This window comes from Saccharothrix obliqua (assembly GCF_019375475.1).
Taxonomy (GTDB): Bacteria; Actinomycetota; Actinomycetes; order Mycobacteriales; family Pseudonocardiaceae; genus Actinosynnema; species Actinosynnema obliqua.
In genome coordinates this window covers 175,096-197,539 of sequence record NZ_JAHXGQ010000002.1, presented here as the reverse complement: position 1 = coordinate 197,539, position 22,444 = coordinate 175,096, and the positions used below count along the sequence as shown (strand labels likewise).

Sequence of the window (22,444 nt, the reverse complement as noted above, 5' to 3'; positions counted from 1 at the left end):
TCACTCGTTCGTGTGGACCTCCCTGGAGCATCTCGCCATGCCGGATACCGCACCGCCCCCCTCCTCCGTCTCGATCGGACGACCGCTGCCCAACACCGGGGCGTACGTCCTCGACGGCGGGCTGCAACCCGTCGCGGACGGCCTGGTCGGTGAGTTGTACCTGACCGGGGAAGGGCTGGCGCGCGGGTACCTGGGCAACCCCGGCCTGACCGCCGCGCGGTTCGTCGCCGACCCGCACGGACCTGCGGGCACCCGCATGTACCGCACCGGCGACCTGGTGCGGCAGCGGCCGGACGGCGAGTTCGAGTACGTGGGCCGCGCCGACGAGCAGGTCAAGATCCGCGGCTTCCGGGTGGAGCCGCGCGAGGTCACCGCCGCGCTCACCGCGCTGCCCGGTGTGGCGGGCGCGGCCGTGCTGCCGCTGCCGGACGCGGCGGGCACGCTGCGCCTGGTCGCCTACGTCGCGCCGGGCTCGCTCGACCCGGCCGGGGTGCGCACCGCCCTGGCCGGCGTGCTGCCCGAGTACCTGGTGCCGTCGGCGGTCGTGCCGGTGGACCGCATCCCGTTGACGTCCAACGGGAAGGTGGACCGCCGCGCGCTGCCCGCGCCGACCGCCGAGACCTCCGGCCGCGCACCCGCGACCCCGCTGGAAGCCCGGCTGTGCGCGTTGTTCGAGGGCGTGCTCGGCATCCCCGCGGTCGGCGCGGACGACGACTTCTTCGCCCTCGGCGGGCACTCGTTGCTCGCCACCCGGCTCATCGGCGCGATCCGCGCGGAACTCGGCCGCGACCTCACGCTGCGCGCCCTGTTCGCCCGGCCGACGCCCGCCGGGGTGGCCGCCGCGCTGACCGAACTCGGCCGCCCCGCGCTGACCCGCCGCGACCTGCCCGAGCCGCTGCCGCTGTCGTTCGCCCAGCAGCGCCTGTGGTTCCTGCACCGGCTCGACCCCGACGACATCACCTACAACCTGCCGCTGGTGGTGCGGCTGACCGGCGACCCGGACGTGGCCGCGCTGCGTGCCGCGCTGGCCGACGTGTGCGCCCGCCACGAGTCGCTGCGCACCACGTTCCCCGCCGGCGCGGACGGCGCGCCGCACGCGAGGGTGCTGCCCGCCGGGCCGGAACTCGCCGTCGTGTCCGCGTCCGACCCGGAACCGGTGGCCCGGCAGGAGATCCGCCGCGCGTTCGACCTGACCGCCGAGCCGCCGCTGCGGGCCACCCTGGTGCGCGGCACGGCCGACCGGCACGTGCTGGTCCTGCTGCTGCACCACATCGCGGCCGACGAGTGGTCCATGGGCCCGCTGGTCGGCGACCTGGCCGCGGCCTACCGCGCGCGTCGCGCGGGCACCGCGCCCGAGTGGCCCGAGCTGCCCGTGCGGTACGCGGACTACGCGTTGTGGCAACGGGACCTGCTCGCCACCGGCACGCAGCTGGAGCACTGGCGCACAGCCCTCGCGGGCGCGCCGGACGTGCTGGACCTGCCCACCGACCGGCCGCGCCCGGCCGTCGCGGGCACGGCGGGCGACACCGTCCCGTTCACCATCCCGCCACGCACCGCGCACGCCGTCCGCACGCTCGCCGCGCGCACCGGCACCAGCGTCTTCATGGTGCTCCACGCCGCGCTCACCGCACTGCTGCGCCGGATGGGCGCGGGCCACGACATCACCGTCGGCACACCCGTCGCCGGTCGCGGCGACCGCGCGTTGGACCAGCTCGTCGGCTTCTTCGTGAACACGTTGGCGCTGCGGGTGGACACGTCCGGCGTGACCACGTTCGAAGAGCTGCTGGAAGCCGTGCGGCAGGTGGACCTCGCCGCGTTCGACCACGCGGACGTGCCGTTCGAGCAGGTGGTCGAAGACCTCAACCCGCCACGCTCCCTCGCGCACTCGCCGTTGTTCCAGGTGCTGCTGGTGCACCGCGCGGGCCTGGCCGAACGGCTCGACCTGCCCGGTCTGAAGTCCGCGGTGGACGTCACCGGCGTGGGCACGGCCAAGTTCGACCTCACGTTCGGCGTCGTGGACACCGGTTCCGCGATGACCGGCAGCGTCGAGTACCGCGCCGACCTGTTCGACTCGACCACGGCCCGCGCACTCGGCGAGCGGTTCGCGCGGCTGCTCGACGCCGTGACCGCCGAGCCGACCACGCCGGTCGAGGACGTGGACCTGCTGTCCGCGCGGGAACGCGAGGACGTCCTGCGCCGGTGGAACGCCACCACGCGGGAGGTGCCGACGACCACGCTGCCCCGGTTGCTGCGCCACCAGGTCTCCCGGACGCCGGACGCGGTCGCGCTGATCGGCGACGAGGAAGTCACCTACGCGGAGTTCGACGCCCGCGTGGAAGCGCTGGCGCAGGTGCTGGCCCACGCCGGCGCGGGACCGGACCGGGTGGTCGCGGTCGCGCTGCCCCGCTCGGTGGACCTGGTCGTGGCGTTGCACGCGGTGCAGCGGGCGGGCGCGGCGTACCTGCCGATCGACGTGACGCACCCGGCCGAGCGGATCGCCGGTGTGCTCGCCGACGCGCGGCCCGCGGTCGTGGTCGCCGACCGGGACTTCGCCGGGTACCCGGTGGTGCGCGCCGACCGCCCGCTGCCCGCCGTCACCCCGGGACCGCTGCCCGCCGCCGGTCCGGACGACGCCGCGTACGTGATCTTCACCTCCGGCTCGACGGGTCGGCCCAAGGGTGTCGTGGTGCCGCACCGCGCCATCGTGAACCGCCTGCTGTGGATGCAGGACCGGTACCGCCTCGCGCCCGGTGAGCGGGTGCTCCAGAAGACGCCGGCGACGTTCGACGTGTCGGTGTGGGAGTTCTTCTGGCCGCTCGTGGTCGGCGCGACGCTGGTCGTGGCGCGCCCGGACGGGCACCGCGACCCCGCCTACCTGGCGGAGGTGATCCGCGCGCACCGCGTGACCACCGTGCACTTCGTGCCCTCCATGCTGCGCGCGTTCCTGGACGAACCGACCGCCGCCGCGTGCACCAGCCTGTTCCGGGTGATCTGTAGCGGCGAGGCGCTGCCCGGCGACCTGGCCCGGCGGTGCCGCGAGGTGCTGCACGCCGAGCTGCACAACCTCTACGGGCCCACCGAAGCCGCGGTCGACGTCACGTCGTGGCAGGTGTCGAACGCCGACCGGGTGTCCGTGCCGATCGGCCGCCCGGTCTGGAACACCGGGCTGCGGGTGCTGGACGCGAACCTGCGCCCCGTGCCGCCGAACGTGCCGGGGGAGCTGTACCTCACCGGCGTGCAGCTCGCGCGTGGCTACCTCGGCCGACCCGGGCTCACCGCGGAGCGCTTCGTCGCCGACCCGCACGGCCCGGCGGGGTCCCGCATGTACCGCACCGGCGACCTGGCCCGGTGGACGGCGGACGGGGTGGTGGAATTCCTCGGCCGCGTCGACCACCAGGTGAAGCTGCGTGGCTTCCGCATCGAGCTGGGCGAGGTGGAGGCGGCGTTGACCGCCGCGCCGGGTGTGCGTGCCGCCGCCGTGGTGCTGCGTGAGGGCGTCGGCGGCGAACCCGCGCTCGTCGGCTACCTGGTCGGCACGCCCGACCTCGCGGCGGTGCGGCGGTCCGCGCTTTCCGCGCTGCCGGAGTACATGCTGCCGTCCGCGTTCGTGGTGCTGGACGAGCTGCCGTTGTCCGCCAACGGGAAGCTGGACCGCAAGGCGCTGCCCGCGCCGGTCGCCGACGCGACCGCCACCCGCGCGCCCGCGACGGCACGCGAACTCGCGCTGTGCCAGGCGTTCGAGGACGTGCTCGGCGTGCCGGTCGGCGCGGACGACGACTTCTTCGCGCTCGGCGGGCACTCGCTGCTGGCCACCCGCCTGGTCGGCCGGGTGCGTGCCGAACTCGGCGTGGACCTGCCGCTGCGCTCGCTGTTCGCCGCGCCGACGCCGGCGGCGCTGGCGCACGTGCTCGCCGAGGACGGCCCGACCCGCCCGCCGCTGGTGGCCCGGGAGCGGCCCGCGGAACTCCCGCTCGCCGCACCGCAGCGCAGGCTGTGGTTCCTCGGCCGCGTGGACGGACCCAACGCCGGTTACAACCTGCCGCTGCTGCTGCGCCTCACCGGACCGCTGGACGTGGCCGCGCTGGAGGACGCGCTGGCCGACGTGGTGGCCCGGCACGAGGCGTTGCGCACGGTCTTCCCCGAGGTGGACGGCCGCCCGCGCCAGGTCGTGCGGGACGAGCGCCCCGTGCTGCACCGGGTCGCCGAGCCCGACCCGTCCTACGTGTTCGACCTCGGCGCGGAACCGCCGCTACGGGCGTCGCTGACCGCCGACGGACCGCGGGAGCACCGCCTGCTGCTCCTGCTGCACCACGTGGCGGGTGACGAGGCGTCGCTCGAACCGCTCGCCGCCGACCTGGCCACCGCCTACGCCGCCCGGCTGCGTGGCGAGGAACCGGGCTGGGACCCGCTGCCCGTGCAGTACGCGGATTACACGCTGTGGCACGGCGACCTGCTGGCGCAGGTGGAGGAGGCGCAGCTCGCGCACTGGACGTCCGCGCTGGCCGGGCTGCCGACCCGCATCGCCCTGCCCACCGACCACCCGCGCCCGGCGGTCGCGGGCGTGGCCGGCGCGCTGCACGGGTTCGAGGTGGACGGCGTGCTGCACGACGCCGTGCGCGACCTGGCGCGGGAAACCGGGACCAGCGTGTTCATGGTCGTGCAGGCCGCCGTCGCCGCGTTGCTGTCCCGACTGGGCGCGGGCGAGGACATCCCGCTCGGCGCGCCGGTCGAGGGCCGCCCGGACCCGGCGCTGGACCGGCTGGTCGGCTTCTTCGTGAACACCCTGGTGCTGCGCGTCCCGCTCACGGGCGAGCCGTCGTTCCGGGAGCTGCTGGCCCGCGTGCGGCAGGTGGACCTCGCCGCGTTCGACCACGCCGACCTGCCGTTCGACCGGGTGGTGGAGGCGGTGAACCCGGAGCGCTCGGCCGCGCACCACCCGCTGTTCCAGGTGATGGTGAGCCACCAGGTCGGCGAGCGCCGCCCGCCGGCGTTGGCGGGCCTGGACGTGGCGATCGCGCAGGCGCCCCAGGACACCGCGAAGTTCGACCTGACGTTCAGCGTGCACGAGGTGCCCGGCACGTCCGGCATGGCGGGTTTCGTGGAGTACCGCACGGACCTGTTCGAGAAGTCCACTGTGGACGCGATGGCGCGCCGGCTGGTTTCGCTGCTGCGCCAGGCGTGTGCCGACCCGGACCGCGCTGTCGGCGACCTGGACGTGCTGCTGCCCGCCGAACGCGTCACGGCGCCCGAACCGCTGCCCGCGCCGCTGCTGCCGCACGTGCTGGCCGAGCTGCCCGGTGACCTGCCCGCGGTGGGCGACGACCGCACCACGTTGACGTACGGGGAACTGCGTGACCGAGTCCACGGCCTCGCGCGCTGGCTGCGCGACCGCGGCGCGGGCCCGGAGCGGGTCGTGGCGATCGGCGTGCCGCGTGGCGTGGACTCGGTCGTCGCCCTGCTCGGCGTGCTCGCGGCGGGCGCCGTCGCGCTGCACCTGGACCTCGACTACCCGCGGGCCCGGCTGGACGCGATGCTCGCCGACGCCGAACCCGTGCTGGTGCTGGACGAGCTGCCGGACGTGACCGGCGCCGCGCCGGACTGGGGGATCGCGCCGGACTCGGCGGCCTACCTGCTCTACACCTCGGGCTCGACGGGGCGGCCCAAGGGCGTCGTGGTCACCCACGCGAACATCGCGGCCCTGCTCGCCGCACACCGCCGCGACGTGATCCCGACCGACACGCGGCTCACCGTGGCCCACACGGCGTCGTTCTCCTTCGACGCCTCCTGGGACCCGGTGCTGTGGCTGCTCGCCGGGCACTTCCTGGACGTGGTGCCCACCGAGGTCTACCGCGACCCGGCGGCGATGCTCGCGCGGATCGCGGAACGCGGCCTGGACTACATCGACTTCACGCCGTCCTACCTGCGGGAGCTGGTCAACGAGGGCCTGTTCGCGAACACCCGCGTGCCGAAGGTCGTCGCGGTGGGCGGCGAAGCCGTGCCGGACGACCTGTGGGCCGAACTCGTGCGGTCCGGCGTGCGGGCGCTGAACATGTACGGCCCCACCGAAGCGACCGTCGACAGCTACTGGTGGGACGCGGACGGCGGTCGCCCGGTCGCGGGCACCGCGGCGCTGGTGCTGGACGAGCGGCTGCGCCCGGTACCCGACGGCGTGGTGGGTGAGCTGTACCTCGCGGGCGCGTCACCCGCGCGCGGCTACCTGGGCAGGCCCGGTGCGACGGCGGAGCGGTTCGTCGCGAACCCGTTCGGGCCGCCCGGTTCCCGGCTCTACCGGACCGGCGACCTGGCCCGCCGGACACCGCGCGGGCTGGCCGTCCTGGGTCGTGCCGACGACCAGGTGAAGGTGCGCGGGTTCCGCGTCGAGCCCGGCGAGGTGGAGGCCGCGCTGACCACGCACCCCGCCGTCGACCGCGCCGCCGTGGTGTTGCGCGACGGCAGGCTGGTCGGGTACGTCACGCCGTCCGAAGTGGACGGTGAGGCGCTGCGGGCGCACGTCGGCGCGTTGCTGCCGGATTACCTGGTGCCCGCCGCGGTGGTGGCGCTGGAGTCGTTCCCGCGCACCGCGAACGACAAGCTGGACGTGGCGGCGCTGCCCGCGCCCGTGTTCCGCCGCGGGTCGGCCGAGCCCGCCACCGAGACCGAGCGCGTGCTGTGCGCGCTGGTCGCGGAGGTGTTGCGGCTGGACGCGGTCGCACCCACCGACGGGTTCTTCGACCTGGGCGGTGACAGCATCGTCTCCATCCAACTGGTGAGCCGGGCGCGGGCGGCCGGGTTCGGGCTCACCGCGCGGGACGTGTTCACGCACAAGACGGTGCGCGCGCTGGCCGCCGTCGCCACCCCGCTGACCGAGCCGGACGGGCACGACACCGCCGCCGACGCGTTGGGCGACGTCCCGGCCACGCCGATGACCGCGTGGCTCGGCGAACTCGACGCACCCGTCTCCGGGTACCACCAGGCGTTGCTGATCCGCGTGCCGGACGACGAGACCCGGCTGCGCGAGGCGGTCCGGGCGCTGCTCGAGCGCCACGACCTGCTGCGGGCCCGCCTGGTGCGTGGCGAGCGCTGGTCGCTGCACGTCCCGGCCGAGGCGCCGGACGTGTTCCGCGTCGCGACCGGCGACGTCCCGACCGAGTCCGCCGCCGCGCGTGACCGGCTCGACCCGGACGCGGGCGTGATGACGCAGGCGGTGTGGTTCCCGGGCGCCGGGCGGCTGCTGCTCGCCGTGCACCACCTCGTCGTGGACGCGGTGTCGTGGCGCATCCTGCTGTCCGACCTCGCCGACGCCTACCGCGGCGTGGACCTGCCGCGCACCGGCGTCGCGTTCCGCACCTGGGCCTCGCGCGCCGTCAACCACGAGGCGGACCTGCCCGCGTGGCGGGAGGTCCTGGCCGACGCCGGGCCGCCGCTGGGCCGCCCGCTCGACCCCGCCGTGGACACCGAGGCCACCGTGCGGCGGTTGACCGTGACCGCGCCCGAGCCGAAGAACGCCGACGACGCCCTGCTCACCGCGCTGGCGCTCGCGTTCCAGCGGGTGCGGGGCGTGGACAGCCTGGTCGTGGACCGCGAGGCGCACGGCCGGGACGGCGACCTGGACGTGTCCCGCACGGTCGGCTGGTTCACCGCCGTGCACCCGGTGCGGCTGACCCCCGGCCGCGGCACGGCCGCGGACGCGGTGAAGGCGGTGCGCGAGCAGGTCCGCTCGCTGCCGCCGGTCACCGGCTTCGGCGTGCTGCGCCACCTGGCGGGTGTCGACTTCCCGCGGGCCGCCGTCGGGTTCAACTACCTGGGCCGGCTGCCCGCGCCGCAGGACGCGGACTTCGCGGTGGCGGAGGAGAACTCGCTGCTGGTCAACGGGATCGACCCGCGGATGCCCGCCGTGCACGCCATCGAGATCGACGCCGCCGCGCACGACGGCGAGGTGTCGGCGACCTGGGCGTGGCCCGCCGGTGTGCTGACCGAGGCCGAGGTGCGCGCGTTGGCCGACGAGTGGGTGCGTGCCCTGGCGGAGATCCCGGCCGAGGTGCGCACGCCGTCGGACTTCCCGCTGGCCCGGCTCGACCAGTCCGAGGTGGACGCCCTGCCCGCCGACGTGGTGGAGGTCTGGCCGCAGACGGCGTTGCAGCAGGGCATGGTGTTCCAGGCCGCGTTCGACCGGGGCGGCCCGGACGTCTACCTCACCCAGCTCGCCCTGGACCTGACCGGGCCGCTGGACGGTGCGGCGCTGCGCCGCGCGGCGCAGGAACTGCTCGACCACCACCCGACCCTGCGCACCTCGTTCCCGGACACCCGGCACGCGCTGGTGCACCGGCACGTCGAGGTGCCCTGGCGCGACGTCGACCTGCGCGGTCAGGACGTCGAAGCGGGGCTGCGGCGCGTCACCGAGGACGACGCGGCGCTCCGGTTCGACCTGGCGACGCCGCCGCTGATCCGGTTCACCCTCGTCCGCACCGGCCCGGACCGCCACCGGCTGCTGGTGGCCAACCACCACGTCCTGCTGGACGGCTGGTCGACACCGCTCCTGCTGGACGACCTGTTCACCCGCTACCGGGGCGTGGAGCCGCGCCCGGTGACCACGCCGCACGAGTACCTGCGGTGGCTCGCGGAGCAGGACGCCGACGAGACCGCCGCGGTGTGGCGCGCGGCGCTGGCCGGCGCGCGGCCGACCCTGGTCGGCGGACCGGCGGCGCGGCGTGAGCCCGCGTTGCCCGCGACGCTCGGCACGCGGCTCGACGCCGGGCTGAGCGACGCGCTCACCGCACGCGCCAAGGCCGCGGGCGTCACCCTCAACACGCTGGTGCAGACGGCGTGGGCGCTGGTGCTCAGCGGGTTGACCGGTGCTCCCGACGTGGTGTTCGGCACGACCGTGTCCGGACGCCCGCCGCAGGTGCCGGGCATCGAGCACGTGGTCGGCCTGTTCATCAACACCGTCCCGGTGCGGGTGGCGCTGGACCCGGCGGAAACCCTCGGTGACCTGCTGACGCGCGTGCAGGCCGAGCAGACCGCGCTGCTGGACCACCAGCACGTGCGGTTGGCCGACCTCCAGCGCGAGCACGGCGAGCTGTTCGACACGCTGGCGGTGTTCGAGAACTACCCGTTCGACCCGGAACGCGCGGCGGAACCCGTGCCGGGCCTGCGCGTGCGGGCGGTGACCGGGCGGGACGCCACGCCGTTCCCGCTGGGGCTGACCGTGACACCGGCCGAGACGCTGCGCGTGGACGTCGAGCACCGGCCGGACGTGGTCGACGCCGACGCCGTGCTGACGTCGCTGCTGGACGTCCTGCGCGCACTGGCCGAGCAACCCGCGCTGCCCGTGGGGCGGCTGCGGTTGGCGTCGGCCGCGCCCGTGCCGCGCGGTGCGCCGGTCGACGGGCCTTCGGTGCCGGAAGCGCTGGCGTGGCAGGTGGTCCGCACGCCCGACGCCGTGGCGCTGGTGGACGAGCGCGGCACGCGCACCTTCGCCGAGCTGGCGCGGGACGTGGACCGCGTCGCGACGTGGCTGGCGGACCAGGGCATCGGGCGGGAACAGGTGGTCGGCCTGGCGTTGCCGCGTGGCGCGGACGCCGTCGTCGCGTTGCTGGCGGTGTTGCGGGCCGGCGCGGTCGCGTTGCCGCTCGACCCGGCCTACCCGGCGGAACGCCTCGCGCTGATGACCGACGACGCGCGGCCCGCCCTGGTGCTGACCGAACTCCCGGCCGCGATCGGGACGCGCGACCTGCCGTGGCCCGCGCCGGACGACGCCGCCTACGTGATCTACACGTCGGGTTCGACGGGACGGCCCAAGGGCGTCGTCGTGCCGCACCGCGCGCCGGCGAACCTGCTCGCCGGGCACCGGCGTGACCTGTTCGGCACTCAGCGGCTGCGGGTCGCGCACACCGCGTCCCTCTCGTTCGACGCGGCGTGGGACCCGATCCTGTGGCTGGTCGCGGGACACGAGCTGCACGTGGTCGACGAGGACGTGTACCGGGACCCGGACGCGTTCGTGGATCTCGTGCGGCGCGAGGAGATCGACGTCGTGGACTTCACGCCGACGTTCCTGGCGCAGCTAGTGGAACGCGGTCTGCTGACCGGCGCGCACCGGCCGAGCGTTGTATGCGTCGGCGGTGAGGCCGTGCCGGAAGCGTTGTGGGACAAGCTGTCCGACGTGCGTGCGGTTGACCTGTACGGTCCGACGGAGTACACCGTCGACGCCTACGTGCGGCACCGCTCGGGTGAACACCCGGTGGCGGGCACGACGACCCGCGTGCTGGACGCCGCGTTGCGACCGGTCGCGCCGGGTGTCGTGGGCGAGCTGTACCTGGCCGGTCCGGGGCTGGCGCGGGGCTACCTGGGTCGGCCCGGCCTCACCGCGCAGCGGTTCGTGGCCGACCCGCACGGCGAGCCCGGCGCCCTGATGTACCGCACGGGCGACCTGGCGACGTTGTCCGCCAAGGGCGAGCTGCGCTTCCTCGGCCGGGCCGACGACCAGGTGAAGGTGCGCGGCTACCGGGTCGAACTCGGCGAGGTGGAGGCGGCGCTGGCCGCGCTGCGCGGCGTCACCGCCGCCGCGGCCGCCGTGCGCGACCGGCGGCTGGTCGGCTACGTGGTCGGCGTCCCGGCCGACGGCGTGCGTGACGCGCTGGCCGCCACCGTGCCCGCCCACCTGGTGCCGTCGGCGGTCGTGGCGCTGGACGAACTGCCCACCACCGCGAACGGCAAGCTGGACCGCGCGGCGCTGCCCGCGCCCACCGCGGTGGAGCGGACCGTCGTGGGACCGCGCACCGAGGCGGAACGCGTGGTGTGCCAGGCGTTCGCCGACCTGCTCGGCCTCGGCCGGGTCGGGGTGGACGAGGGCTTCTTCGAACTCGGCGGCGACAGCATCGTGTCCATCCAGCTCGTCAGCCGGGTCCGCGCGGCGGGCTACGCGATCACCGCGCGGCAGGTGTTCACCGAGCGCACCCCGGCCCGCATCGCGGCCGTCGCCGCACCGGTGGCGGCGGACACCGCGGAACCCGCCGAGGCCGCGCGCGGCGAGGTGCCCGCGCCGCCGATGACGCGCTGGCTGGCCCGGCTGGTCGGCGACGAACCGGGGCTGATGTCCGCCTACAGCCAGGAGGTCCTGGTCCGGCTGCCCGCCGCGCTCACCGACGACGAGCTGTCCGCCGGCCTGCGCGCGCTGGTCGACCGCCACCCGGTGCTGGCCGCGCGGCTGGTGCCGGACGACCCGTGGCGGCTGGAGGTCCCGGCCGCGCCGGGCGTCGAGCTGCGCGTCGGCACCGACGACGTGGCGGCGGAACTGCGTGTGGCGCAGGACGAACTCGACCCGGAGCGCGGCGTGGTGTTCCGCGCCGTGCGGTTGGGTGAGCGGCTGCTGCTCGTCGCGCACCACCTGGTGGTGGACGCCGTGTCGTGGCGGATCATCCTCGGCGACCTGGAAGCCGCGTGCGCAGGCCGTGAGTTGGAGCCGGTTTCCGTCTCGTACCGGACGTGGGCGCGATCGCTGGCCGACCGCGACCCGTCCGCCGAGCACTGGCGGTCCCTGGCGCGCAACGAACCCGTGCTCGGTGCGCGACCGCTGACCCGCGAGGACACCGCCGCCACGACCCGCCGCCTGGTGGTCACCGCGCCCGCCGAGGCGTTGCTGACCACCGTCCCGGCGGCGGTCCGGGGCAACGCGCAGGACGTGCTGCTGACCGCGTTGGCGCGGGTCGTGCCCGGGTGGCGACGCGACCACGGCTACGGCGACGCGGACGAGGTGCTGGTGGACGTCGAGGGCCACGGCCGGGACGGCGACCTCGACCTGTCCCGCGCGGTCGGCTGGTTCACCTGCCTGCACCCGGTGCTGCTGGACGGGCGCGGCGACGTGGTGTCGGCGTTGAAGCGGGTCAAGGAGGGGGTGCGTGCCGCACCCGACCACGGGATCGGTTTCGGCCTGCTCGGCGACGTGCGTGGTGGGCAGATCTGCTTCAACTACCTCGGTCGTGCCGCGGCGTCGACCGGTGCGCCGTGGACGCCGGAACCGGACCGCCTGCGTGGTGGCGCGGACCGGCTGCCCGCCGCGTACCCGTTGGAGGTCAACGTGGACGCGGTCGGCGACGAGCTGGCCGCGGTGTGGTCGTGGCAGGACGGCGTGCTCACCGAGGCCGAGGTGGCCGACCTCGCCGACCGGTGGGTGGCGGCGCTGGCCGACCTCGCCGGGGTCCGCGTCGGCGGGCGGACCCCGTCCGACTTCCCGCTGGCCGCGCTCACCCAGTCCGAAGTGGACGACCTGCCGCCGGACGTGGTCGACGTGTGGCCGCTGACGCCGTTGCAGCAGGGCATGGTGTTCCACGCGTTGATCGACGACGAGGGACCGGACCTCTACCTCACGCAGCTCACCCTGGACCTGACGGGCGACCTGGACGTGCCCGCGTTGCGCGCGGCGGTGACCGCGTTGGTCGAGCGGCACGACAACCTCCGGGTCGGGGTGCGCGGCGCGCACGCCTACGTGCCGGGCGACGTCGCCGTGCCGTGGGTGGAGCTGCACGACGTCGACCCGGACGAGTTCCTGGCGGCGGACCAGCGGCGGCGCTTCGACCTCGACGCGCCACCGCTGCTGCGGTGCGCGTTGCTGCACCTGGCGGACGACCGGTTCCGGTTCGTGCTGACCAGTCACCACCTCCTGCTGGACGGCTGGTCGACACCGCTGCTCATCCAGGAGCTGTTCACGCACTACGCGGGCGGGCGACCGCCGGTCGTGCCGCCGTTCCGCCGGTACCTGGAGTGGTTGGGCGGCCGGTCGGGTGACGCGCTCGACGCGTGGCGGACCGCGCTGGCGGGCGTGGAGCCCACGCTGGTCAGCCCGGGTGCGTCGCGGGACGCGGTCGACCCGGAGGAGGTCGCGGTCGAGCTGGACGAGGAGCGCACGCGTGCGCTGACCCGGCTCGCGCAGGACCTCGGCGTCACCGTCAACACGGTCGTGCAGGTGGCGTGGGCGTTGTTGCTCGGCCACCTCACGGGGCGGGACGACGTGGTGTTCGGCGCGACGGTGTCCGGCCGCCCGGCGGAGATCCCCGACGTGGACGCGATGATCGGCCTGTTCATCAACACGGTCCCGGTGCGGGTGCGCCCGGACCGCGCGGAGACGTTCGCCGAGCTGGTGGTGCGCGTGCAGCGCGAGCAGGCCGCGTTGGCGGACCACCACCACGTCGCGCTGGCCGACCTCCAGCGCGGCACGGGGCCGTTGTTCGACACGCTGGTGGTGTTCGAGAACTACCCGTTCGGCCCGGAGACCGCGGCGCACCGGGTGGGCGGTGTGACGATCGCCGGTGTGGGCGGTCGCGACACCACGCATTACCCGCTGGCGTTGTCCGTGCTGCCGGGTGCGCGACTGCGGCTGCTGCTGGAGTACCGGCCGGACCTGCGGGACGCGGCGGAGGTGGCGCGGGTGGGCGACCGGCTCGCGGCGCTGCTGACGGCGGCCGTCACCGATCCGACCCTGCGGCCCGCCCGCACGGGCGTGTTGCTGCCCGACGAGGCGGACCGCCTGTCCGCGCCACCTGCCGCGGTCCCGGCCGCCGCGGTGGCCTCGCCGGATGTGCCGCGGTCGGGTTCGGGTGCCGCGGCGTCGGCGGGTGCGTGGGGTTCGGGTGCCGTCACCGCGGCCTCGCCGGATGCGCCGGGTTCGGGTGCCCTCGTGTCCCCGCTCGTCGTGGACGTGTTGCGGGCGCGGGCGGTGGATTCGGCGGACCTCACGGCCGTGGTGGCCGATCGAACCCTGACGTTCGCCGAGCTGGACGCCGAGTCCGACCGGCTCGCGGCGTGGTTGGTCGCCCACCGGGCCGGGCCCGAGCGGTTCGTGGCGGTGGCGCTGCCGCGGTCCGCCGACGCGGTCGTGGCGGTGTTCGGCGTCCTCAAGTCCGGCGCGGCGGTGCTGCCGATCGACCCGGACTACCCGGCCGAGCGGATCACGCGGGTGCTCGCCGACGCGAAACCCGTGCTGGTGCTGGACGAGATGCCCGAACTCCCGGACATCTCCACGACGGTGGACATCCGGCGTGACAGCGCGGCCTACGCCATCTACACGTCCGGCTCCACCGGAACGCCCAAGGGCGTCGTGGTGTCGCACGCGGCGTTGGCCAACCTGTACGCGTCCCACCGCGCCACGCTGTTCGGCGACCGCCGCCGCAAGGTCACGCACACCGCGTCGTTCTCGTTCGACGCCTCGTGGGACCCGATCCTGTGGATGCTGGCGGGCAACGAGCTGCACGTGCTCGACGCCGACACCTACCGCGATCCCGACGAGGTGCTGCGCCTGGTCGCCGAACGGGGCCTGGACCACCTCGACTTCACGCCGTCCTACCTCGCGCAGCTCGTGGAGCGCGGCCTGCTGGACAACCCGCCCGCCGTGCTCTGCGTCGGTGGCGAGGCCGTGCCGGAGTCGTTGTGGCACAAGCTGGTCGAGTCCGACGCCGAGGTGTTCGACTGCTACGGTCCGACGGAGTACACCGTCGACGCCTACGTGCGGCACACCGACCGGACCGTCACCCCGGTGGCGGGCACGTCGCTCTACGTGCTGGACGGTGCGTTGCGGCCGGTGCCGCCGGGTGTGGTGGGCGAGCTGTACCTCGCCGGACCCGGCCTCGCCCGCGGGTACCTCGGGCAGCCGGGCCTGACCGCGCAGCGGTTCGTCGCCGACCCGCTGGGCGAACCGGGTGCGCGTGCCTACCGCACGGGCGACCTCGCGCGGTGGACCGACCGCGGGGTCGAGCTGCTCGGCCGGGCCGACGACCAGGTCAAGGTGCGCGGCTACCGGATCGAGCCCGGTGAGGTCGCGGCCGTGCTGACCACGCACCCCGGTGTCCGCAACGCGGTGGTCGTGGTGCGGGAGAACCGGCTCGTCGGCTACGCCGAGGGCGGGGCGGACCCCGACGACCTCCGCGCCCACGCCGCCCGCCTGCTGCCCGAGCACATGGTGCCGCTGGTGGTCGTGCTCGACGCGTTGCCGTTGCTGCCCAACGGGAAGGTGGACCGGGCCGCGCTGCCCACGCCGGAGATCCGCGCCGGGGCGTACCGCGCGCCCACCACACCCGCCGAAGAGGTGTTGTGCGGCTTGTTCGCCGACCTGCTCGGCGTGCCGGGGGTCGGTGTCGACGACGGGTTCTTCGACCTGGGCGGCGACAGCATCGTCTCCATCCAGCTCGTCAGCCGCGCCCGCGCGGCCGGTGTGGTGGTCACCCCGCGACAGGTCTTCGACCTGCGCACGCCCGCCGCGCTCGCGGCCGTCGCCACCGCGGCGACGGCGCCGGCGGAACGGCCGGAGGACGCCGACGGCGACGTGCCGCCGACCCCGATCATGCGGTGGCTGCTCGACCTCCCGGCGGGCGCGAAGGGCTTCAGCCAGGCCGTCCTGCTGCGCACGCCGGACGACCTGACCGAGTCGGCGCTGCGGGCGGGCCTGGCCGCGCTGGTCCACGCGCACCCGATGCTGCGGGCCAGGTCGGACGGCCGCGCGGTGACCGTCGCGCCGACCGGCGAGGCACACCTGCGGTGGCTGACCGGCGTGGTCGACTGGCCCGCCGAGGCACGGCGGGAGCAGCGGGACCTCGACCTGGCCGGTCCGCTGGTCCGGGCCGTCGCCACGCCCGGCCGGCTGCTGCTGGTGATCCACCACCTGGTGGTGGACGAGGTGTCGTGGCGCATCCTGGTCCCGGACCTGGCCGCCGCGTGCCGCGGTGAGGTGATCCCACCCACCGGCACGTCGTTCCGCCGCTGGGCGAAGACCCTCGCGGCGCTCGACGTGACGGCCGAGGAGCCGCACTGGCGGCGGGTCCTGGCCGCCGACGAGCCGCTGATCGGCACTCGGCCGCTCGACCCGGCGCTGGACACCACGGAAACCATGGCGCACCTGCGGATCACGGCGGGCGCGCCGCCGGTCGAAGCCGCGCGGGCGTGCTACGCGCGGGTGGACGACGTCCTGCTCACGGCGCTGGCACTGGCCGTGCGGGAGGACGGCGGCCCGGTGCTGGTCGACCTGGAGGGCCACGGCCGGGCGGACATCGCGCCGGACGTCGACACCTCCCGCACGGTCGGCTGGTTCACCTCGGTGCACCCGGTCCGGCTGGAGCCGGGCACGCGCTCGCCGTTGAAGGCGGTCAAGGAGCAGGTGCGCGCCACGCCGTCCACGATCGGCTTCGGGCTGCTGCGCGACCGGCTGCCCCGCGCCCGCGGTCCGCAGATCGCGTTCAACTACCTGGGCCGCGCCACGGCGTCACCGGGCGAGCCGTGGACGGCCGCACCGGAGAACGCCGGGCTCACCGGCGGCGCGGACGCGGACATGCCCGCCACGCACGCCTTGGAGGTCAACGTCGAGGACGTGGCGGGCGAGCTGGTGGCCACCTGGTCGTGGCCGACCGGCGTGCTCACCGCGGACGAGGTCCGGTCGATCGCCGAGCGCTGGGCGCGTCACCTGGCGGACCTGGCGCGTGGCGGCGAACGCGGCCACACGCCGGCGGACTTCCCGCTGGTCCGGCTGACCCAGCGGGACGTGGACGCGTTGGCCGACGACGGGGTGGCGGACATCTGGCCCGCGACGCCGTTGCAGGAGGGGCTGTACTTCCACGCCCTGCTGGACGGCGACGGCCCGGACGTCTACACCGTGCAGCTCGCGCTCGACCTGGCCGGCCCGGTCGACGCGGAACGCCTGCGCGCCGCCGCCGCCGGGCTGCTGCGGGACAACCCGAACCTGCGGGCGGCGTTCCGCACGACGCCGGACGGCCGGGTGGTGTCCGTCGTGCCGGAGCACGTGGCGGGCTGGTGGCGGGTCACGGACTCGCCGGACGCCGCCGAGGAGGACAAGGCCCGGTTCGACCTCGCCGCGCCGCCGCTGCTGCGGATCACGTTGCAGCGCACCGGCGACGGGCACCGCCTGCTGGTGACCAACCACCACCTGCTGCTGGACGGGTGGTCGACACCGCTGCTGGTGCGCGAGCTGTTCCGCCGGTACGCGGGTGGGCCGCCGGTGCGCCGGACCCCGTACCGCGACTACCTCAGGTGGCTCGCCGACCAGGACCACGAGGCCGCGCTCGCCGCGTGGCGGTCCGCGTTGTCCGGGGTGGACGGACCGACGCTGGTCGCGCCGCCCGGCGACCGCCCGCCGGTGCGGCCGGACCAGGCGCAGGTGGAGCTGTCCGCCGAGCTGACCGGTCGGCTGGACGCGTGGGCGCGCACCGCCGGCGTCACGCCCAACACGGTCGTGCAGGTGGTGTGGGCGTTGGTGCTGGGCGGGTTGACCGGCCGCACGGACGTCGTGTTCGGCACCACCGTGTCGGGCCGCCCGCCGCAGCTGCCCGGCGTGGAGGACATGGTGGGCCTGTTCATCAACACCGTCCCGGTGCGGGTGCGGTTGCGCCCCGACGAGACGGTGACCGGACTCGCCACCCGCGTGCAGGCCGAGCAGGCCGCGTTGCTGGAGCACCAGCACGTCGGCCTCGCCGAGATCGGCGAGCTGTTCGACACGCTCGCGGTGTACGAGAACTACCCGTACGACCCGGACGCGGCGGCGGAGTCGTTCGACGGGGTGCGGGTGACCGGTGCGGTCGACCAGGACGCCACGCACTACCCGCTGAGCCTGTCCGTGCTGCCGGGCGAGAACCTGGTGCTGCAACTGGGTTACCGGCCGGACGTGTGCACGGCGGCCCGAGCGACGGCCATCGCCGAGCGGTTGCGCGCGGTGGTCGAGCAGGTCGTGTCGCGGCCCGCCGCGCTGGTCGGCGCGCTCGACCTGATCACACCCGCCGAGCGGGCGCTGGTCGTGGAGTCGTTCAACGACACCGCGATCGACGACCCGGTCCGCACCGTCCCGGAGATGTTCGCCGAGCAGGTGCGGCGCGACCCGGACGCGGTGGCCGTGGTGTGCGAGGACGTGCGGCTGACCTACCGGGAGCTGGACGAGCGGTCCGCGCGGCTGGCGCACGTGCTGGCCGGGCTGGGCGCGCGACCGGAGACCACGGTGGCGCTGGCGCTGCCGCGCACCGCCGAGATGGTGGTGGCGGTGCTGGCCGTGCTGCGGTCGGGCGCGGCCTACGTGCCGGTCGACCCGACGTACCCGCCGGCCCGGATCAAGCACCTCCTGGCGGACTCCGCGCCGATCGCGGTGCTGTCCACTTCGGACGCCGACCCGACCGGTGACGCGCTCCTGCTGGACGACCCGGCGTTCCGCGCGCGGTGGGACGCGGCGCCCGCCGTCGAGCCGGAGCACGGCTTGCGCCCGGAGAACCCGGCGTACGTCATCTACACCTCCGGCTCCACCGGTCTGCCCAAGGGCGTCGTCGTCACGCACGAGGGCGTGCCCGCGCTGGTCGCCACGGCCACGCGGTCCCTGGGCGTCACGGCGGCGTCGAAAGTCCTGCTGTTCGCGTCGATCAGCTTCGACCTGGCGTTCTTCGAACTCGCCATGGCGGTCCTGACCGGCGGCACGGCGGTCGTGGTGCCGACGCACCGCCGCGTCGCGTCGCACGAGCTGACCGAGTACATCGCGGAGCACGGCGTCACGCACATGGCGTTGCCACCGGCGGTGCTGGGCGCGTTGCCGGAGGGCTGCACGCTGCCGGCGGGCGCGACCCTGTTGTGCGGCACGGAAGCCGTCACCCCGGACCTCGTGCACCGCTGGGGCGGCGTGGTGCGGTTCCACGACGCGTACGGCCCGACCGAGGCGACGGTGAACTCCACCCTCTGGGCCCACCACGAGGGTTGGGACGCGCGGAAGGTGCCGATCGGCGTGCCCGACCCGGGCACCCGCGCGTACGTCCTGGACGCGGCGCTGCGCCCGGTGCCGGTCGGCGTGCCGGGCGAGCTGTACCTCGGCGGTCCCGGCCTGGCGCGTGGCTACCACGGCAAACCGGCGTTGACCGCGTCGCGGTTCGTGGCCGACCCGTTCGGCCCGCCCGGCTCCCGGCTGTACCGCACGGGCGACCTGGTGAGCTGGCGGGACAGCGGCGACCTGGACTTCCACGGCCGCACCGACGACCAGGTGCAGCTGCGCGGGTTCCGGGTGGAGCCGGGCGAGGTGGAGAACGTGCTGGCGGCGTTGCCCGGCGTGCGGCAGGCGGCGGTCGTGCTGCGTGAGGACCGACCCGGCCTCAAGCAGCTCGTCGGGTACGCCGTGACCGAGCGCGAGCCGGCCGACCTGCGGGCGGAACTCGCGGCGGTGCTGCCGGAGCACCTGGTGCCGGCGGCGGTCGTGGTGCTGGAGCGCTTCCCGTTGACGCCCAACGCGAAGCTCGACCGCGCGGCGCTGCCCGCGCCGGAGTTCGAGCACCGCGGCGGCCGGCCACGCACACCGGCGGAACGCCTGGTGTGCGGTGCGTACGCCGAGGTGCTGGGCCTGCCGGAGGTCGGTCTGCACGACGACTTCTTCGCCCTGGGCGGGCATTCGCTGCTCGTGGTCCGGTTGCAGGCGGTGCTCGGCACCGCGCTGGGCCGCACCGTCGCGCTGCCCGACCTGATCGCCAATCCGACGCCGGCGGCGCTGGTGGCGGGGCTCGGCGACGACGCCGCCACCGCGCCCCTGCTGCCGCTGCGGACCACCGGCGGTGGCGCGCCGTTGTTCTGCCTGCCGCCGGCGGCCGGGCTGGGCTGGTCGTTCGCGGGCCTGGCCCGCTACGTGGCCGACCGCCCGCTGTACGCGTTGCAGGCGCGGACGTTGTCCACACCGGGTCTGCGCCCGCCGACCGCGGAGGAGATGGCGGAGGACTACCTCGCGTTGATCCGCGAGGTCCAGCCGCGCGGTCCGTACCACCTGCTCGGCTTCTCGCTGGGCGGCCTGGTGGCGCACCGGGTCGCCGGTCTCCTGCACGACCGGGGCGAGCGGGTCGCGTTGCTGGCGGTGCTCGACGCCTACCCGCCGGGTGGGCCGGAGCGGACGGAGGTGGCCGACGCGCACCGGTTCCTGCTGCGCATGGCCGGGCTGGAGCCGTTCGACGCCGACCGCGAAGAGGTGGTGGACGCGGTGCTGGAGCGCGGGTCGCTCGGGCTCGACCGCGCCGCACTGCACGCCGTGGTGGACAACCTGCTGGCGTCGGCGGACCAGGTGGCGGGTGCGAAGCCGGACGTGTTCGACGGCGACCTGCTGCTGTTCACCGCCGCCCGCGAGGAGCCGGAGGACGCGTTCACCCCCGAGCGCTGGCACCCGCACGTGACCGGGCGGGTGCGGGTCGTCGAGGTGGACGCCCGGCACGACGAGATGACCGACCCCGACGCCCTCGCGGTGATCGGGCCCGTCCTGGACCAGGAGTGCCAGTCATGACCGCCACCCTGCCGCTGTCCGCGGCGCAGACGTCGATCTGGTTCGGCCAGCAGTTGGACCCGGCCAACCCGGTGTACAACACGGCCGACTACGTGCTGGTGGAAGGCCCGGTCGAACCCGCGCGATTCGAGCGGGCGGTCCGGTCGGCGATCGCGGAGGCGGAGTCGCTGCACGCGCGGTTCGCGTTGGCGGGGGAGGAACCCCGCCAGTGGCACGAGCCGCGGGACTGGCCGCTCCCGGTGCTGGACCTCACCGACCGCGCCGACCCGCTCGCGGCGGCGGAGGCGTGGATGCGGGAGGACGTCCGGACGCCGGTGGACCTGGCCGAGGGCCCGCTGTTCGCGGCGGCGCTGCTCAAGCTCGCCGACGACCGCTGGGTGTGGCACCAGCGGGTGCACCACATCGCCGTGGACGGGTACGCGTTCTCGTTGATCGCGCGGCGCGTCGCGGACCTGTACTCGGACGGCGGCGGCACGGCGCTCGGGCCGTTCGCCAAGGTGCTGGAGGTCGAGGAGTCCTATGTGGACTCGGCACGGCGGTCGGCCGACGCCGGGTTCTGGCGCGACTACCTGGCCGACCTGCCGGAGCCGCCGGGGCTGGTGGACCGCCTGGCGGCCATCGGCGACCACACGGTGCGGGCCGAGGCGCGGGTGCCGGCGGAGGGGTTGCGCGCGCTGGCGGCGGCGGAGGGCGTGGGCTGGCCGGACCTGGTCACCGCCGCGGTCGCCGCCTACCTGCACCGCGCGACCGGCGCGGACGAGGTCGTGCTCGGCCTGCCGGTGATGGGCCGCCTCGGCACGCCGCTGGTGCGCGTGCCCGCGATCGTGATGAACATCGTCCCGCTGCGCGTGCCGGTCGGGTCGGGCGACTCGTTGCCCGCGCTGGCGCGGGAGGTGGCGGCGCAGGTCAAGCGGACCCGGCCGCACCAGCGGTACCGGCACGAGCAGATCCGGCGCGACCTGTCGCTGGTCGGCGGCAACCGGAAGCTGTTCGGCCCGGTGGTGAACGTGATGCCGTTCGACAACGACCTGCGGTTCGGGCCGCACCGGGGCCGGATGCGCAACCTGGCCGCCGGTCCGGTCGAGGACCTGGCGGTCGGCGTGCGCGACTTCTCCGACGGTTCCGGGCTGAGCGTGGAACTCGACGGCAACCCCGCGCTGTACGACGTGGCCGACCTGGCGCGGCACCGGGACCGGTTGCTGCGGCTGCTCACCGAGGCGGTGCGCGTGCCGGAGCGGCCGATCGGCCGCATCCCGCTCGCCGACCGGGTCGTGCCGGTGCGGGCGCTGGCGCCACCCGCGCCCGACGTGGTGGACCTGGTGCGCCGCCGGGCCGCCGAGCGCCCGGGCGCCGTCGCGGTGGAGCAGGGCCCGACCCGGCTCACCTACGCGGAGCTGGTCGCCGCGGCGGACCGGGTCGCCGCCGACCTCCGCGACCGCGGCGCGGGACCGGACGTGCTGGTGTCGCTGGAACTGCGGCGGCGTCCGGAGACCATCGCCGCCCTGCTCGGCGTGTTGTTCGCGGGCGCGGCGTACGTGCCGCTGGACCCGGACGCGCCGGCGGAGCGGACGCGTGCGGTGTTGTCGGCCGCGAACCCGCCGATCCGGATCGCGGACGACGTCCGGGGCCGGGTGGCACCCGTGCCGGGAGGAGTCGAACCCGGCCACCTGGCCTACGTCATCCACACCTCGGGTTCCACCGGGCGGCCCAACGGGGTGCTGGTCACCCGGGACGCGCTCGCGGGCTTCGTGCGTGCGGCGACCACGCGGTACGGCGTCACGGCGGACGACCGGGTGCTCCAGTTCGCCGCGCTGCACTTCGACGCGAGCGTGGAGGAGGTGTTCGTGGCGTTGTGCGCGGGCGCGACCCTGGTGCTGCGCACCGACGAGATGACCGCCTCGATCCCGGGTTTCCTGCGGGAGTGCGGGGAAGCGGGCATCACGTTCCTGGACCTGCCCACGGCGTTCTGGCACGAGGTCGCGCACGCGGTGGCCAACGGGGCGGAGCTGCCGGGCTCGGTGCGCGTGGTGGTGATCGGCGGTGAGGCGGCGTTGGCGACGCGGGTGGCGGAGTGGCGGGAGACCGGCGTGCGGCTGATCAACACGTACGGCCCGACGGAGGCGACGGTGGTGGCCACGGCGAGTGATCTTTCTCCGTGATGCCGAA

Annotated in this window: 1 protein-coding gene and 1 pseudogene; both read left to right on the top strand. The window is 75.3% G+C overall.

Going from position 1 to position 22,444, the window contains the following annotated elements:
* Positions 1 to 37 precede the first annotated feature (37 nt).
* Positions 38 to 20,278, top strand: a pseudogene (locus tag KZQ38_RS06875) (non-ribosomal peptide synthase/polyketide synthase); the annotation flags it as partial.
* Entirely contained in the window at positions 20,275 to 22,437 is a 2,163-nt protein-coding gene (locus KZQ38_RS06870; RefSeq protein WP_219439727.1) for a condensation domain-containing protein, read from the top strand. The pseudogene KZQ38_RS06875 and the gene KZQ38_RS06870, both read left to right, overlap by 4 nt.
* The last annotated feature ends 7 nt before the right edge of the window (positions 22,438 to 22,444 follow it).

Excerpts from the sequence above, each read along its gene's own strand:
- KZQ38_RS06870 (WP_219439727.1), top strand. The coding sequence starts at position 20,275 with ATGACCGCCACCCTGCCGCTGTCCGCGGCGCAGACGTCGATCTGGTTC.